This is a genomic window from Prevotella sp. tc2-28 (genome assembly GCF_900107705.1).
Taxonomy (GTDB): Bacteria; Bacteroidota; Bacteroidia; order Bacteroidales; family Bacteroidaceae; genus Prevotella.
The window spans coordinates 20,301-34,935 of the sequence record NZ_FNRE01000016.1; the positions used below are offsets into that span (position 1 = coordinate 20,301).

The window sequence follows — 14,635 nt, forward strand, 5'->3', positions numbered from 1 at the left end:
GTGCAAAGATGGCGTTTTCTCACGGGAAATCACTATCTTTGCACGCAATAAAATTAAAAGAGTATTTTTATGTCATCATTTATTGCAGACAAAATCGTTATGGATGGACTGACTTTTGACGATGTCCTCTTGATTCCCGCTTATTCTGAAGTACTGCCCAAGACGGTAGAGTTGCGAACCCGCTTTTCTCGTAATATCGAGTTGAACGTACCTTTTGTGACAGCTGCGATGGACACAGTTACGGAAAGCCAGATGGCTATTGCTATTGCCCGTGAAGGTGGTATCGGCGTGATTCATAAGAATATGTCAATAGAGGATCAGGCTCGCCAGGTTGCTATTGTGAAACGTGCGGAAAATGGTATGATTTACGATCCCGTGACCATTCGCAGAGGCTCTACCGTGAGGGATGCCTTGGATATCATGGCGGAATATCATATCGGTGGAATCCCTGTTGTCGACGAGGAGAATCGTCTGGTTGGTATCGTGACCAATCGTGACCTTCGTTTTGAACGCCGCTTGGACCGTAAAATAGATGATGTAATGTCTAAAGACCATCTGGTGACTACTCATCAGCAGACAGACCTGACAGCTGCAGCCCAGATTCTTCAGGAGAATAAAATTGAAAAACTACCTGTTGTCGATAAGGACAATCGCTTGGTTGGTTTGATTACCTATAAGGATATTACCAAGGCCAAAGATAAGCCAATGGCTTGTAAGGATGAGAAAGGTCGTTTGCGTGTGGCTGCCGGCGTTGGCGTGACATTTGATACGCTCGATCGTATGCAGGCCTTGGTGAATGCTGGCGTTGATGCCATCGTTATTGATACGGCTCATGGTCATTCAAAGAGTGTGATTGAGAAACTGCGTGAGGCGAAGGCTTCTTTCCCCAATATAGATATTGTAGTTGGTAACATCGCTACAGGTGAAGCCGCCAAGATGCTTGTTGAAAATGGCGCTGATGCTGTAAAGGTGGGTATTGGCCCTGGCTCTATCTGCACCACTCGTGTTGTAGCCGGTGTAGGCGTTCCTCAGTTGAGCGCTGTCTATGATGTATATAGCGCACTAAAGGGAACTGGAGTCCCCTTGATAGCTGACGGTGGACTTCGTTATTCTGGAGATATTGTGAAAGCCTTGGCTGCTGGCGGTTCATGCGTGATGATAGGTTCATTGGTAGCTGGAACAGAGGAGAGCCCTGGCGATACCATCATCTATAATGGTCGTAAGTTTAAGAGCTATCGTGGAATGGGTTCATTAGAAGCTATGGAACACGGCTCAAAGGATCGCTATTTCCAGGCAGATACAAAGGATGTAAAGAAACTGGTTCCTGAGGGAATTGCCGGACGTGTTCCGTATAAGGGTACAGTCCAGGAGGTCATCTACCAGATGGTTGGCGGTCTGCGTTCAGGTATGGGCTATTGTGGTGCTGCCACTATTGAGAAATTGCATGATGCTAAATTCACCCGCATTACGAATGCAGGTGTTAATGAGAGTCATCCGCATGATATTACCATTACCAGTGAAGCTCCAAACTATTCCCGTCCCAATGATTAAGACTATTGTAGCACTCCTTCTTTCCGTTATTCCGTGTTCTGCACTTCTTGCGCAGCCTCAGGATGATCCCATCGTGATGACGGTGGCTGGTGTTCCTGTTCCTCGGTCAGAGTTCGAATACTCGTATAATAAAAACAATACCGATGGAGTGATTGATAAGAAAACGGTTGAGGAGTATGTTGACCTTTTCGTTAATTACAAGTTGAAGGTTCGGGCAGCATTAGATGCTCATATTGATACTACCCAAGCGTTTTTGAAGGAGTATGCCGAGTATCGTAATCAGCAGGTGAGTCCAACTTATGTGACAGATGCTGATATGTTGGCTGAGGCCCATCAGGTGTATGATCAGACTAAGGCAAATATAGGTCCTCGTGGACTGATCCGGCCAGCTCATATCTTGATAATGATACCTCAAAAGGCAACACAACAACAGCAGGATGAGGCAAAACGCCGTATTGACTCAGCCTATCAGGCTTTGCAGGACGGAGCCGATTTTGCCGAACTAGCCAAGAAGGTGTCTCAGGATCCTGGCACTGCAAACCAAGGTGGTATTGTTGGCTGGTGCAGTCAGAACCAATTGGTGAAGGAGTTTGAGGATGCAGCCTTCGCATTGCAAACTGGTGAGATGAGTCGGCCTGTGCTCTCTCCTTTCGGATGGCATGTCATTCAGATGAAGGAACGTAAGCAATTGGAGCCGTTTGAGGTACATCGTGAGAGTATCTTGAAGTTCTTGGAGAAGCGTGACATCCGCAATAGTATCATGGAGAAGAAGCTTGACGCTATGGTCAAGGCTGCTGGCGGTACGGTAACGAAAGATCAGTTGCTGGCCGAACGGGCGGATTCTTTATCAGAAGCAGATGCTGATATGCGTTACTTGCTGAAGGAATATCATGACGGATTGTTGCTTTATGAGATAAGCAACCGCCTGATTTGGGATAAAGCTGCCAAGGATGAGGATGCGCTGGCCTCTTATTTTAAGAAGAATAAGAAAAAATACAAGTGGGACGAGCCTCGTTTCAAGGGTATAGCCTATCATGTAAAGGATCAGTCGGATGTGAAGGCCGTAGCCAAGTGCGTAAAGAAGTTGAAGTTCGACGAGTGGAACGAAGCGCTGCGTACTACGTTTAACAATGATTCAGTACTTCGCATACGTGCAGAGAAGGGACTTTTTAAGAAAGGTGACAACCCTTTGGTAGATCGTGAAGTCTTTAAAGTACACAATGCAGAGGTAAAACCTGTCAAAGGTTATCCCATAGATGCTACCTACGGAAAACTGCTGAAGAAACCGGAGGATTACACCGATGTACGTCCTTTGGTTGTCGCAGACCTGCAGGATGCCATGGAGCGCATTTGGATTGAGGACCTGCGTTCTATGTATCCGGTAGTCATTAATAATGAAATTCTAAAGACAGTCAATAAGCATGAATAAGAGAATACTAGTTTTACTAGTCCAGCTGATTTCACTGGTTTCACTGGTTAAGGCACAACAGCCTGCAGACAGTACGGTAGCAGCCAATCCGACAGGAACCGTTGTTGATGAGGTCATTTGGGTGGTTGGTGATGAAGCTATCTTGATGTCTGATGTTGAGGCTATGCGTATTCAGGGGCAGCAAGAGGGTTTACACTGGTCTGGTAACCCAGACTGTTCTATACCCGAGCAGATTGCCGTACAGAAATTGTATCTGAACCAAGCCATCATTGACAGTATTCAGGTGACGGATGCGGAAATAGCACAAGCTGTGGAGCAGTATCTGGATAACATGATTAATGCTATCGGCTCACGTGAGAAGCTGGAGGAATACCACAAGAAGAATATCAGTCAGATACGTGCCGACCTGCGTGAGTCCTATCGTGAGCGTCAGTTGGTACAGGGCATGCAACAGAAACTGGTTCAGAATATCACGGTGTCACCTGCCGAGGTGCGTCGTTATTTCAAAGACCTTCCTCAAGACAGTCTTCCTTTTGTCCCTACAGAAGTTGAGGTGCAGATTCTTACTCAGCAGCCTAAGGTAGAACAGGAGGAAATCAATCGTGTGAAGGATGAGCTGCGTAACTATACCGATCGTATTAATAAAGGAGAGGCTTCGTTCCAGACATTGGCACGCCTGTATTCCGAGGATCCTGGTACGGCTCGTCGTGGTGGAGAACTGGACTATACCGGTCGTGGCATGCTTGATCCTGCTTTTGCTAATGTCGCTTTTGGCTTGACAGACCCTAAGCGTGTCTCTAAGATTGTCGAGTCAGAGTTTGGTTTCCATATTATCCAGCTTATTGATAAACGTGGTGACAAGATCAAGGTGCGCCATATCCTGCGTAAGCCAGTAGTCAGTGATGATGCTGTCACGAAGGCATTGGCTCGTCTGGACTCTATCCGTACAGATATTGTGGATGGAAAATTCACCTTTGATGCCGGAGCTTCTATTATCTCCGATGATAAAGATACCCGTAACAACCATGGTTTGATGGCGAATGTCACGCAAGAAGGACGTACCTCAAGGTTTAAAATGGCTGATTTGCCTGCGGAAGTTGCCAAGGCTGTTGATACATTGAGCGTTGGGGCTATCTCAAAACCGTTTATGATGATTAACGAACGTGGTAAAACAGTTTGTGCTATTGCGAAGTTGAAGAACCGTATTGATGGTCACAAAGCCACCATTACCGAGGATTTTCAGGTGATGAAGAACTTGGTGCTGAACAAGCGTCGCAATCAAGTGCTGCACGATTGGGTGGTCAAGCGAATCAAGTCTACTTATGTCCGTATCAACGACCGCTATCGTGACTGCCAATTTGAATATGAAGGTTGGGTGAGATAGTGGTTTGAAGTAAGAGGTAAGCATTGAAAAGATTACTGTTTGCCATATTAGGTCTAATGATGCTGGTCATGGTGTTTGCTGTGACGCCAGCCCGTAAGCGTACTCCTCGTAAGAAGGTCGAGGATAAAAGAGTCTATCTTGTTCATTCTGATAATCTCCACTACGACCAGTATCGAAATGGAGACGCTCAAGTGCTACATGGTAATGTGCATTTCCGTCATAATGGAGCCAATCTCTATTGTGACAGCGCTCATTTCTATGAAACATCCAACTCCTTTGAGGCTTTCGGGCATGTGAAGATGCAACAGGGTGACACCCTTCGCCTAACTAGCGACTATGCCTATTATGATGGTAATGACCAGTTGGCACAAGCTCGTTATAATGTGGTTCTAAAGCATCGCAAGACGACTCTTTATACTGATTCGCTTGACTACGACCGCATGTATAACTTCGGTAACTTCTTTGAAGGTGGAAAAATGGTTGATGGCTCTTCTGTGCTTTCTTCCGACTGGGGTGAATATCACACCGACACGAAGATGGCGATGTTCTACTATGATGTACGCTTGAAAGACAAGAAGCTCTATCTAACTACTGACTCACTCTACTACGACACGCGTACCTCTATGGCGCATATTGTGGGACCATCGAATATCACCTCTGGCACTAGCCATATCTATAGTGAGAACGGCTATTACAATACCAAGACGGAACATTCGGAGCTATATGGACGTTCCATCATCAAGGATGGGGGAAAGACACTGGTAGGTGACAGCGTGTATCATAATGCGAGTGACGGCACGAACTATGCTTATCGTAATGTTATTTTTAAAGACTCTGTCAACAAGAATATGATGACGGGTGACTATTGTGAATATAATGATTCTACAGGTTACGCGATGGCTACGAAGCGAGCAGTTACCATAGACTATTCCCAGAAGGACTCGTTGTTTATGCATGCTGACACCTTTAAGATATTCACTTTCAATATCCGTACCGATTCTGTCTATCGTAAGATACATGCTTATAACAAAGTGAGGGCCTACCGTCGTGACGTACAGGCTGTGTGCGATTCCTTGGTCTACAATTCTTTGGACTCCTGTATGACGATGTATCGTGATCCAATAGTCTGGAATATGAACCAGCAGCTGTTCGGTGAGGAGATTCGAGTCTATATGAAAGACTCCACCATCGACTATGCTCATGTTGTTAATCAGGCTTTCTCTGCTGAGCAGATGGCTGACTCTGTGCACTTTAACCAGGTATCATCTAAGGAGATGAAGGCCTTTTTCCAGAAAGGCGAGATTCGTGAGACACAGGCGATTGACAACGTGCTGATTGTCTATTATCCCATTGATGAGTCCGACAGTACACTTATTGGTCTGAACTACACTGAGACTCCGTTGATGAAGATGTTCTTGGAGAATCGTAAGATGAAGAAGATATGGATGGAGAAACCGAGTGGGGTGCTCTATCCCATGTCGCAGATCCCAACTGATAAATATTTCTTGCCTCAGTATGCGTGGTTCGATTATGTGCGTCCACTTGACAAGAATGACATATTCAACTGGCGTCCAAAGAAGGCAGGGTCAGAGATGAAGGAGCAGAAACGTCGTGAAATCCCTAAACGCACGAAGAAATGACAGACGTAATACAGCTTCTTCCCGATAGTGTTGCCAACCAGATTGCTGCTGGTGAGGTTATACAGCGGCCGGCTTCTGTGATCAAGGAGTTGGTTGAGAATGCCGTGGATGCTGGTGCTACGACCATTAACGTGTTAGTGGTTGATGCAGGACGTACCTCAATACAGGTTATTGACGACGGCTGTGGTATGTCGGAAACCGATGCCCGCTTGGCTTTTGAACGACATGCAACATCTAAGATTCGCAAGGCTGATGACCTTTTCTCACTTCATACGATGGGTTTCCGTGGAGAGGCTTTGCCTTCTATTGCTGCTGTTTCCCAGGTAGAACTGCGCACTCGTCGTGCCGTGGATGAAATTGGCACATGTCTTCAGCTCTCTGGTTCCCGCGTAGATAGTCAGGAACCTTGTGCTTGTTCCGCAGGATGTAGCTTTACGGTAAGCAACCTGTTCTTCAATGTACCGGCTCGTCGTAAGTTTCTGAAGACCAATGCAACCGAACTGAACAATATCCTGACGGCATTCGAACGCATTGTGTTGGTATATCCTGCTATTAATTTTACACTTCATAGCAATGGACAGGAATTGATGAACCTGCGTGGAGGCTCACTTCGTCAACGCATCACTGATGTCTATGGTCGTCGCTACGGTCAAGACTTATTACCCGTCAGTGTTGAAACGGCGATGTGTAAGATAACAGGTTTCACGGGTAAGCCGGAGTCGGCTCGTAAGAAAGGCGCCCACGAGTACTTCTTCGTCAATGGGCGCTTTATGAAACATGCTTATTTTCATAAAGCAGTACTTCAAGCCTACGACAGACTTATACAAATAGGTACGCACGTACCTTATTTTATATATTTCGATGTCAATCCTGCTGATATCGATGTTAATATCCATCCTACTAAGACGGAAATTAAGTTCGAGAACGAGCAGGCTATCTGGCAAATCCTTGCAGCAGCCATCAAGGACGCTATCGGGCAGTTCTGTGAAATACCCCAGATAGATTTCGATACTGAGGGTAAGCCTGACATCCCGGTGTATGATCCTACTTTGATAGGTTCCAATCCTTCGAGTCCGACAAGTTTAACTAGTTCAACTAGTCCTCAGTACAATCCTTTCCGACAGAAGCCGTCACAAGACTGGCAGCGGCTTTATGAAGGGCTTCCCAAGGAGGAGCCCATTGAACAGCCGGCACTTTTTGACGAAGTGATGACAGATAACTCTCGTTCTGATATCACAGACATTGCTCCTTCTCACTACCAGTATAAGGGGCGGTATGTGATGACAGCGGTCAAGTCAGGCTTAATGATTGTTGACCAACACCGTGCTGATATCCGTATACGATATGAACGCTATCTCCATCAGTTGGCTGAGGCACCCGCCCAGAGTCAGCGGCTGCTGTTTCCAGAGGTGTTGGAACTGTCACCTGCTGAGGCTGCGCTGATGGCAGACTTGATGCCATCACTTACCAACTTGGGCTTCGAACTTACGTCGTTGGGTCCTGCCAGTTATGCCGTCAATGGGGTTCCGGCAGGCATCGAGGGATTACAGCCAACCACGCTCTTGCAAGAGCTGTTGGCGGCTCCTTCCTCTGTGGGACGTGATACGATGACTGCAAATACCACCTTGGCACTTACAATGGCGCGCCATGCTGCCATCCCCTATGGACAATTATTGTCCAATGCCGAGATGGATATCCTCGTCAATGATCTTTTTGCGTGCGAAAATGTGAACTACACGCCAGATGGTCGCGCTATTTTGTGTATACTACCACAACAAGATATTGAGCATCTTTTAGGGTAGAAGAGTGCATGAAATCAAGAATTTTACATTTTTTATTAAGAAAAAACAATAATTTCTTGTTTAATTAAAAAAAAATACCTAATTTTGTCGCGATTTGTAGGGTGTGACCCCGCATTTTGTGTGCTAATGTTAGAGAGAGAGTAAAGAAAAAACGGAATAAAACAATAAGAAATACATAAAGTTTTAATATTAATTTAATTTTTAAGTTCAATGAAAAAGAAAATCATTAATGGTTTGCTCTTCGCAGTTGCATTGGTAGCTGCTACGAGCTCTTTCGTATCTTGTAAGGATTACGAAGGTGACAACTATGCTGAATTTCAGGAAAAGTATGCTACACTTCAAGAAGCTTACAATGCTCAGGTGCAGGCTATGAAAGACTATGTCCTGACTTCACGTTACAACAAAGAAGTTCTGGGCGGTACTTCTTATGATCACGCAAAGGCTATCCAGCAGCGTCTGATTGATTTGGAGACTGATACAGCTTCTTTGGCTAAGCGCATTGCCGACAACAACAAGTGGATTGCTAAGCTTTCAAATGACACGCTGAAGCCATTCATTTATTGCTGGGGTCCTGACCTTCAGACTGCAATGGAAAATGCTGCCAATGTATTCAATACTGTTTCTCATGATAGCGCCGAGTGGAATAGAGCTGTGGTTCTTGCTGACTCTGCTTATAAGTTCGTTACTTCTCAGACAGAGTTCAAGAACTTGCAGGAGATGATTGATGCTTATAAGGCTGCAGACCAGGCTCTTCAGGAGGAGATTGATGAGCTGAATCAGCATATTGACAATCTGCTTGCAACCATCAAGAAGGATATTACTGGTATCGAGATCCAGGCTACCAAGAATCCTATCTATGGTACCTTCGCTTATCCTTTCGGCGCTCAGAGCAACGTGCTCGCAGCTTACTATGGTAAGGCTGATGTTGGTTACACTTTCCCAACAACTGAGGATAACAAGTGGCTCAATGGCCAGTCTGTATTGACTGAAGCTGAGTTGGCAGGTATGGCTGCTTCTAAGGCTATCAAGCCTTATGATTTGAAGAGAGGTATTATCTGTGACGACACAGAAGGTAATGCTGGTACTTTGTATCTGACCATTAATCCTTCAAATGTAGTATTGGTTGGCAAAGACTTCACACTTCGCACAAGTGACAACAAGCTTTCTAAGGTTACTCTGTCTGATCTTCAGCCTTGCAATGAGCAACTCGTTTGGGGTTACAAGCGTGCTGCAGCCAACGAGAACTCTGCTAACGGTTTCTATTCAGCTAAGGCTTCTATTGCTAAGGCCGATTTCGACGATGTTAAGCTGGGTACTAGCTTCGACTATAAGTCTCTGAACAATGCTATCAGTGATGTTTTCACCGATTGGGCTAATCCTGGTGTACTGAACATCGGTAATATCAATAACGTTCTGGCTAAGGCTCTGATGATTCAGGCTCCTCGTCTTAACGTCCAGGCTCAGTGGAAGGATACCACTGGTTGGAAGTTCTGGGCTTCTAAGTATGAGCTTGCTGCTGTTAGTGTTAAGCCTTTTGGTGTTGGTACGACTACTGGTACAGACTTCTCTAAGTGGTCTAAGATGGCTCAGGATACATGGAATCAGAAGGTTCAGAATGTCCGCACTGAGCTTTGGCCTCTGATTGCATTCCAGCTCGCTGACGGTGATTATAAAAAGATGCAGGAGATCCTGAATAATTATACTTTCCAGGAAAACGGTAAAAGCGATTTAGATATTCTCGACAAAAAAACTGGTAAAGTCCTTCACACTATTACTTTGAATGATGATGAGAATAAGTCAGTTGTTGAAGGTTACAATCGTCTGCTGAATATTGTAAATGGTCTTCAGGGGAAAATTGACAATAAGACTACTGAGATTCGCAATGCTTTGGATGACATCCTGGAGCGTTACAGCTCTCGCATGAACAAGATCTTCAACAAGATTAACCTTTGGTTGGCTGAGCCTTACCGTTTCTTCATGCCTGCTCTCTATGCAACATCTGATGCAGAGAATCTTGTACACTTGAGCCGTGTTATCGATGGTCCTACTTATGTGAAGGCTGGTACCGAGCTTGCTTTCTATCCCACCTCTGTAACCAACGAGTTGTTGGCTCCTGCCTACAAGAAGTTCATTGGTGTATCTAACGTATTCAAGGGTGATGCAAGTGCCGTTAAGGGTGATGATGCTTGTAAGAAAGTTCAGGCTACCCTGAACAATGCTGTTGCTGACTTCAACCATGTTGTTGATGGTACTGCTTACAACATGTATAATCCGATGATGGGCTTCAAGATTTCCGACGACATGAAGGGTATGATCATTGAGATTACTTATGTAATGTTGGACTATGAAGGAGTTTCTTCAGCTAAGAAGTTCTATATCGAGGTACTCAATTAATTTCACGGAAAGTAAAACGAAAAAATAAGATACAATTATGAAAATCAAGAATGTATTGTTGTCTTGCCTGATGCTGGCTGGTGCCCTCAACGCATCTGCACAGGAGGCTAAGACAGAGTATGTACCCAATCCGTATTGGTACATCCAGCTTCAGGGCGGTGCCCAGTACACACTTGGTGAGATCAACTTCAAGGATCTGATCTCTCCTAACGTACAGGTTACTGTAGGTCGTCAGTTCAATCCCGTATTCGGTATGCGTCTGGCTGTAAACGCTTGGCAGAGCCGTGCCGGTGTTGACTACAACGCTACTCAGACTTGGGTCGCTGGTCCTACTGGTACAGGTACGGTCGTTGCCGGTCCGGTTATCCCTGCTGGAACTACTAAGGTTAAGTGGATGTACGTTGCTCCTGGCATCGATTTGACATTCAACCTGTCAAACCTGTTCTGTGGCTTCAATCCTAACCGTGTCTTCAACTTCAGCGTATTCGCTGGTGGTGGTGTGAACATCGGTTGGAACTTCGACAAGGACAGCAACTGGGACAATAAGGATCTGATGAATCAGCACACTGCAGCTGGCAACCAGAACTGGCAGTATGCTTGGACTGGTACAAAGGTTCGCGGTTTCGGTCGTGCCGGTATCGCTGCTGACTTCCGTCTGAGCGACGCTGTAAGCCTGGGTCTTGAGGCAAACGCCAACACCCTGAGCGACCACTACAATGGTAAGAAGGCTTCTAACTGGGACTGGTACTTCAACGCACTGGCAGGTATCAAGATCAACCTCGGTAAGACCTACACCACTCGCACCATCGAGGCTCCGAAGCCCGTTGAGCGTGTCGTTGAGAAGGTTATCGAGCGCGTTGTTGAGAAGCCCGCTCCTGCTCCTGCTGCTCCTATCGTAGAGGCAAAGGCTGAGCCTTTCCGTCGCGACGTATTCTTCAAGATCGGTACTGTTAACATCCGTCCTGAAGAGGCTCAGAAGGTAAAGGAAGTTGCTGACTACCTGAAGGCTAACCCCAATGCAAAGGTTGAGGTAACTGGTTATGCAGACCGTGGTACTGGTAACCCCACTATCAACAACCGTCTGTCTAAGCAGCGTGCTGAAGCTGTCTTCACCTCTTTGACTAAGACTCACAAGATTGATGCTTCTCGCATCAAGGTTGACTTCAAGGGTGACACCATCCAGCCGTTCGCTAAGGATGTTGAGAACCGTGTTGCAATCTGCATTGCTGAGTAATCAAAAATAACAATTAATATAGAGCCTGGCTTTACGGTTTGTAGGCCAGGCTCTTTTTATCAATAAACTTATGAAGAAAGTTTTACTTAGTGTTTTAGCCTTATTGCCCTTAGCCATCTGTGCTCAGATTCAGACGGGATTTTATCGTGTACAGAACGCAGGAACATCCCGTTTTCTCTCTGTTATTGACAATAAGAGTGCAGGCGTAGTTGATCTCGATGTGGATATTGAAATGCTTCGGATGTTAACAGGTTTTGAGGATACGATCTCTTTCAATCCCGCTACAGTTTGTTATATTACTCATATTGGCGGGTCTAATTGCAATCTGAGTGGTCAGGATATGGACCTCTATCAGAGAACATCTATTTATTTACAGATTTTTCCTTATGGTGTTGGTACTTATCGCATGGGCGCATCATCAAGTCAAGCAACTAGATACTTGGCTGATGATATTGATAGCCCAAATCCAGATTCAAAGATGAAAGGTGATCAACATTGGAATTTTATACCTGTGGATCAAAGTGAAACTGGTTATTTTGGTGTCAAGCCTGACATTCATACCACGAATGATAATGCTTACTGGGCTACCCTATATGCAGGTTTCGGTTTTACGCCATCTGCAGAAACAACCAAAGTGTATTATGTCTCGAGTGTTAAGAATGGGTGTGCTATTATTAAGCCAATAACGGGTATAGTACCCAAAAACTCACCTGTTTTGGTAAAATGTACTGGCCCTCAGCCTTCGGATAATAAATTGACATTAAAGAATTACGATGCTGCTGTGGCAGGAAATCAGCTGATAGGCTGTTTCTATAACAGCAATCATTATTTTGATGATGATGATGGTTGCTATTATGAACACAGGAATAGAATGGACTATAAAGCATCGACCATGCGTGTGCTCGGCACAACAGCAGATGGTAAGCCGGCTTTTGTCAAGACTAATATTGATTATTTGCCTGCCAATAAGGCTTATCTTGATCTGACGGATAGCAGTTCATTGCCTGATGTACTTCCGATATTAACAGAAGAGGAGTACGAGGAATACATCACTGGAATTGATGAACTTCCTGCTGTAACGACAGCTGGTAAGAAAGTTGTTTATGACTTGCAAGGTCGTCGTATTGCTGCTCCCTCAAAGGGTCTTTATATTGTCAATGGCAAGAAGATAGTAATTAAGTAATCGTCACACATCATAACAAATTAAAGCGCTCCTTTACGGGAGCGCTTTTTTTTCTATTAATAGTTACAATTGCTACCATTAATGCTCGCAATTGCTACATTTAATAGTAGCAATCCTAAGCATTAGAAGATGCGGCGCGTGATGCGAAGGTTCAGGACGGGGAATGCCTTGACACCTTTCACGAATTTGACGTAGTCGCCAACTTTGCCACCAATGTTCTCAACGTCTTTCGACAGATTAACGCCCTCGTGAGTGATGATGCTTGGCGTACCACCCCAAAACATCACTCCAGCGTCGAAACCAATGTGGTAGTCATCGTTACCCTTAATCAATCGGCCTTCGTAACCAAAACCAACGTAAGGTTTAAAGCTGTTGGTTGTAGCGTCAGCATACACCATACTGTTTTCGTTGGGTTCCATGTAGTAGGTATCGCCCTGCTTGTGCGCAATACCGTTGGCATCCGTCATGTCGTGAGTAAATGTTCCCAAAGGAATACCCATCTGCCCAAAGCTAAGTAATTGATTTTCAATATCTGGATTCAAGTAGACAGGGCCAGTACTCTCTAAGTCAATGATTGGGGTGGGAATTCCAAGAACCATATCTTGATAGGATACATCATACAGATGGTTATACATGCCTACAGCAAACAAGGAGGGGGAATCTTCTTGCGCATTGACTGCCTCGGCAATTTTCGATGGGCCCCAATGGAAGCCGGCAGTTACGTGCCAGTGCTTGTTCTTGAAAGGATAGACATCCACAAGAAATTTGAAATTCCACATGGTGGGCTTTCCTTTCATAGTGACATTCTGGTCGACCTTGAATCCCGTCAGTCCATACAGCGCCTCCGACATATGGTCGAGTGTGCTCTCAGTAGGTGTTTCTTGTCCACCAAACGATTCTACATTAAAGTGCATGTCGTAGTTAAAGCGAGGCATCGCCTCAAAGCCTGCCCGCAGTTTCACCAGCTCGTGGACGGGCATTGCAACATCGAAACCAATACCCGTTGTTCCCAGTGTAACGCCGAGGTCGAGGTTGCCAAACGGTTTGGTGTCTTGAGCCGTAGCCGAGAAGGTTGTTGCACACAAAAGGGCTATGGAATAAATGATTCTTTTCATTGTCTTCATAATATAATAGGTAATATGACGGTGCAAAATTAGGAGAAAAAAAGGAAATAACCAATAAAATACTTTGAATTTCTGATTTATTTGTTTATTTTTGCAGTCATAATTAACGGGAACGTTAACACTAACGATAACTTGATGATGAAACGATTGTTCTTAATAGGGGCTTTTGCCTGTCTGACAATGAATATGGTGGCTCAGGACAGCCAGTGGTTTGTTCAGGGCAACTTCGTGTGGAATGCCTGGTATGGAGTGGGGGAGAAGTCACTGGTGGCACCTCTTCATAAGTTTCCTGGCGGTGGTGGCAAGGGCTACACGGGCTGGGGTATCTCATTGGCAGGTGGCCGATGGATGACTTCAGTGATGGCACTACGCACCAAACTGAACCTATGGCAGATGGGAACGAAGTCGGATGATGGACTGGCAGCGGATAAATACTGGACGTTGAACGAGCAGGTGATGTTTAATGTGAGCAGTCTGTTTATGGGACACAATCCATATCGCCTGTGGAACTGCATACCCTATATCGGAGCCGGTCTCTCCCGTAACATGTCGGAAGCCCATTATACCAGCGACCTCAGTTTTGGTATCCTGAATACTTTCCGACTGACTCCCAAGCTGGCTGCAAACTTTGAGATAGGCTGGAACAGTTATGAGGGGAATGGCGGAATAGCCTTGAAGGATCGTAAGCAGCAGATAACCTTTGAGTTCGGTTTGACTTGGTGCTTTGGCACTTCCAAAGCCAGCAAGAAGGCTGACGCTGATGCCATCGAATCGTTGTCGCAGGGTGAAATTGATGCCTTAAATGCCCAGTTGGCCGATATGGAAGCTGAGAATGAACAACTGCGCAAAGAGTTGGAAGAGGCGAAAAAACAGAAATAATGAAAAAAGTGGTGC

10 protein-coding genes are annotated in these 14,635 nt (G+C 45.3%); 9 read left to right on the forward strand and 1 reads right to left on the reverse strand.

Annotated elements, in window-relative coordinates; all coding sequences use genetic code 11:
• Positions 1–69: 69 nt before the first annotated feature.
• The 8 genes from guaB to BLU47_RS12795 all read left to right on the forward strand — a co-directional run bounded on the left by guaB (position 70) and on the right by BLU47_RS12795 (position 12,617).
• Entirely contained in the window at positions 70–1,551 is a 1,482-nt protein-coding gene (guaB, locus tag BLU47_RS12760) for an IMP dehydrogenase (protein ID WP_091963508.1), read from the forward strand.
• Positions 1,544–2,980 (forward strand): peptidylprolyl isomerase, encoded by a 1,437-nt coding sequence (locus BLU47_RS12765; protein ID WP_091963511.1) that lies wholly within the window; start codon positions 1,544–1,546, stop codon positions 2,978–2,980. Before guaB ends, BLU47_RS12765 begins: the two co-directional genes overlap by 8 nt.
• Complete coding sequence (locus BLU47_RS12770) at positions 2,973–4,364, forward strand: peptidylprolyl isomerase (protein WP_091963514.1); 1,392 nt, start codon at positions 2,973–2,975, stop codon at positions 4,362–4,364. The genes BLU47_RS12765 and BLU47_RS12770 overlap by 8 nt, the downstream gene beginning before the upstream one ends.
• Before the next feature lie 56 nt (positions 4,365–4,420).
• Entirely contained in the window at positions 4,421–6,004 is a 1,584-nt protein-coding gene (locus BLU47_RS12775; protein ID WP_091963517.1) for an OstA-like protein, read from the forward strand.
• Positions 6,001–7,806 carry a DNA mismatch repair endonuclease MutL gene (gene mutL / locus BLU47_RS12780; protein ID WP_091963520.1) on the forward strand — a complete coding sequence of 602 codons (1,806 nt, stop codon included), beginning with the start codon at positions 6,001–6,003 and terminating at the stop codon, positions 7,804–7,806. The genes BLU47_RS12775 and mutL overlap by 4 nt, the downstream gene beginning before the upstream one ends.
• Positions 7,807–8,016: 210 nt before the next feature.
• Positions 8,017–10,200, forward strand: coding sequence for a hypothetical protein (locus tag BLU47_RS12785; RefSeq protein WP_091963523.1), 2,184 nt, complete (start codon positions 8,017–8,019; stop codon positions 10,198–10,200).
• Between the two features lie 37 nt (positions 10,201–10,237).
• Positions 10,238–11,434 carry an OmpA family protein gene (locus BLU47_RS12790; protein WP_091963527.1) on the forward strand — a complete coding sequence of 399 codons (1,197 nt, stop codon included), beginning with the start codon at positions 10,238–10,240 and terminating at the stop codon, positions 11,432–11,434.
• Positions 11,435–11,504: 70 nt separating this feature from the next.
• Entirely contained in the window at positions 11,505–12,617 is a 1,113-nt protein-coding gene (locus tag BLU47_RS12795) for a hypothetical protein (protein WP_091963529.1), read from the forward strand.
• Between the two features lie 122 nt (positions 12,618–12,739).
• Here BLU47_RS12795 and BLU47_RS12800 read toward each other — a convergent pair whose 3' ends face one another.
• On the reverse strand, positions 12,740–13,732 hold the full coding sequence (locus tag BLU47_RS12800; protein WP_143025572.1) for a hypothetical protein: 993 nt from the start codon (positions 13,730–13,732) through the stop codon (positions 12,740–12,742).
• Positions 13,733–13,876: 144 nt separating this feature from the next.
• On the opposite strand from BLU47_RS12800, the gene BLU47_RS12805 reads away from it, so the two are divergent.
• Positions 13,877–14,620 (forward strand): hypothetical protein, encoded by a 744-nt coding sequence (locus tag BLU47_RS12805; protein ID WP_143025573.1) that lies wholly within the window; start codon positions 13,877–13,879, stop codon positions 14,618–14,620.
• Positions 14,621–14,635: the final 15 nt, after the last annotated feature.

Excerpts from the sequence above, each read along its gene's own strand:
- mutL (WP_091963520.1), top strand. The coding sequence starts at position 6,001 with ATGACAGACGTAATACAGCTTCTTCCCGATAGTGTTGCCAACCAGATT.
- guaB (WP_091963508.1), top strand. The coding sequence starts at position 70 with ATGTCATCATTTATTGCAGACAAAATCGTTATGGATGGACTGACTTTT.
- BLU47_RS12785 (WP_091963523.1), top strand. The coding sequence starts at position 8,017 with ATGAAAAAGAAAATCATTAATGGTTTGCTCTTCGCAGTTGCATTGGTA.
- BLU47_RS12800 (WP_143025572.1), bottom strand. The coding sequence starts at position 13,732 with ATGAAAAGAATCATTTATTCCATAGCCCTTTTGTGTGCAACAACCTTC.
- BLU47_RS12770 (WP_091963514.1), top strand. The coding sequence starts at position 2,973 with ATGAATAAGAGAATACTAGTTTTACTAGTCCAGCTGATTTCACTGGTT.
- BLU47_RS12775 (WP_091963517.1), top strand. The coding sequence starts at position 4,421 with ATGATGCTGGTCATGGTGTTTGCTGTGACGCCAGCCCGTAAGCGTACT.
- BLU47_RS12805 (WP_143025573.1), top strand. The coding sequence starts at position 13,877 with ATGATGAAACGATTGTTCTTAATAGGGGCTTTTGCCTGTCTGACAATG.
- BLU47_RS12790 (WP_091963527.1), top strand. The coding sequence starts at position 10,238 with ATGAAAATCAAGAATGTATTGTTGTCTTGCCTGATGCTGGCTGGTGCC.
- BLU47_RS12765 (WP_091963511.1), top strand. The coding sequence starts at position 1,544 with ATGATTAAGACTATTGTAGCACTCCTTCTTTCCGTTATTCCGTGTTCT.
- BLU47_RS12795 (WP_091963529.1), top strand. The coding sequence starts at position 11,505 with ATGAAGAAAGTTTTACTTAGTGTTTTAGCCTTATTGCCCTTAGCCATC.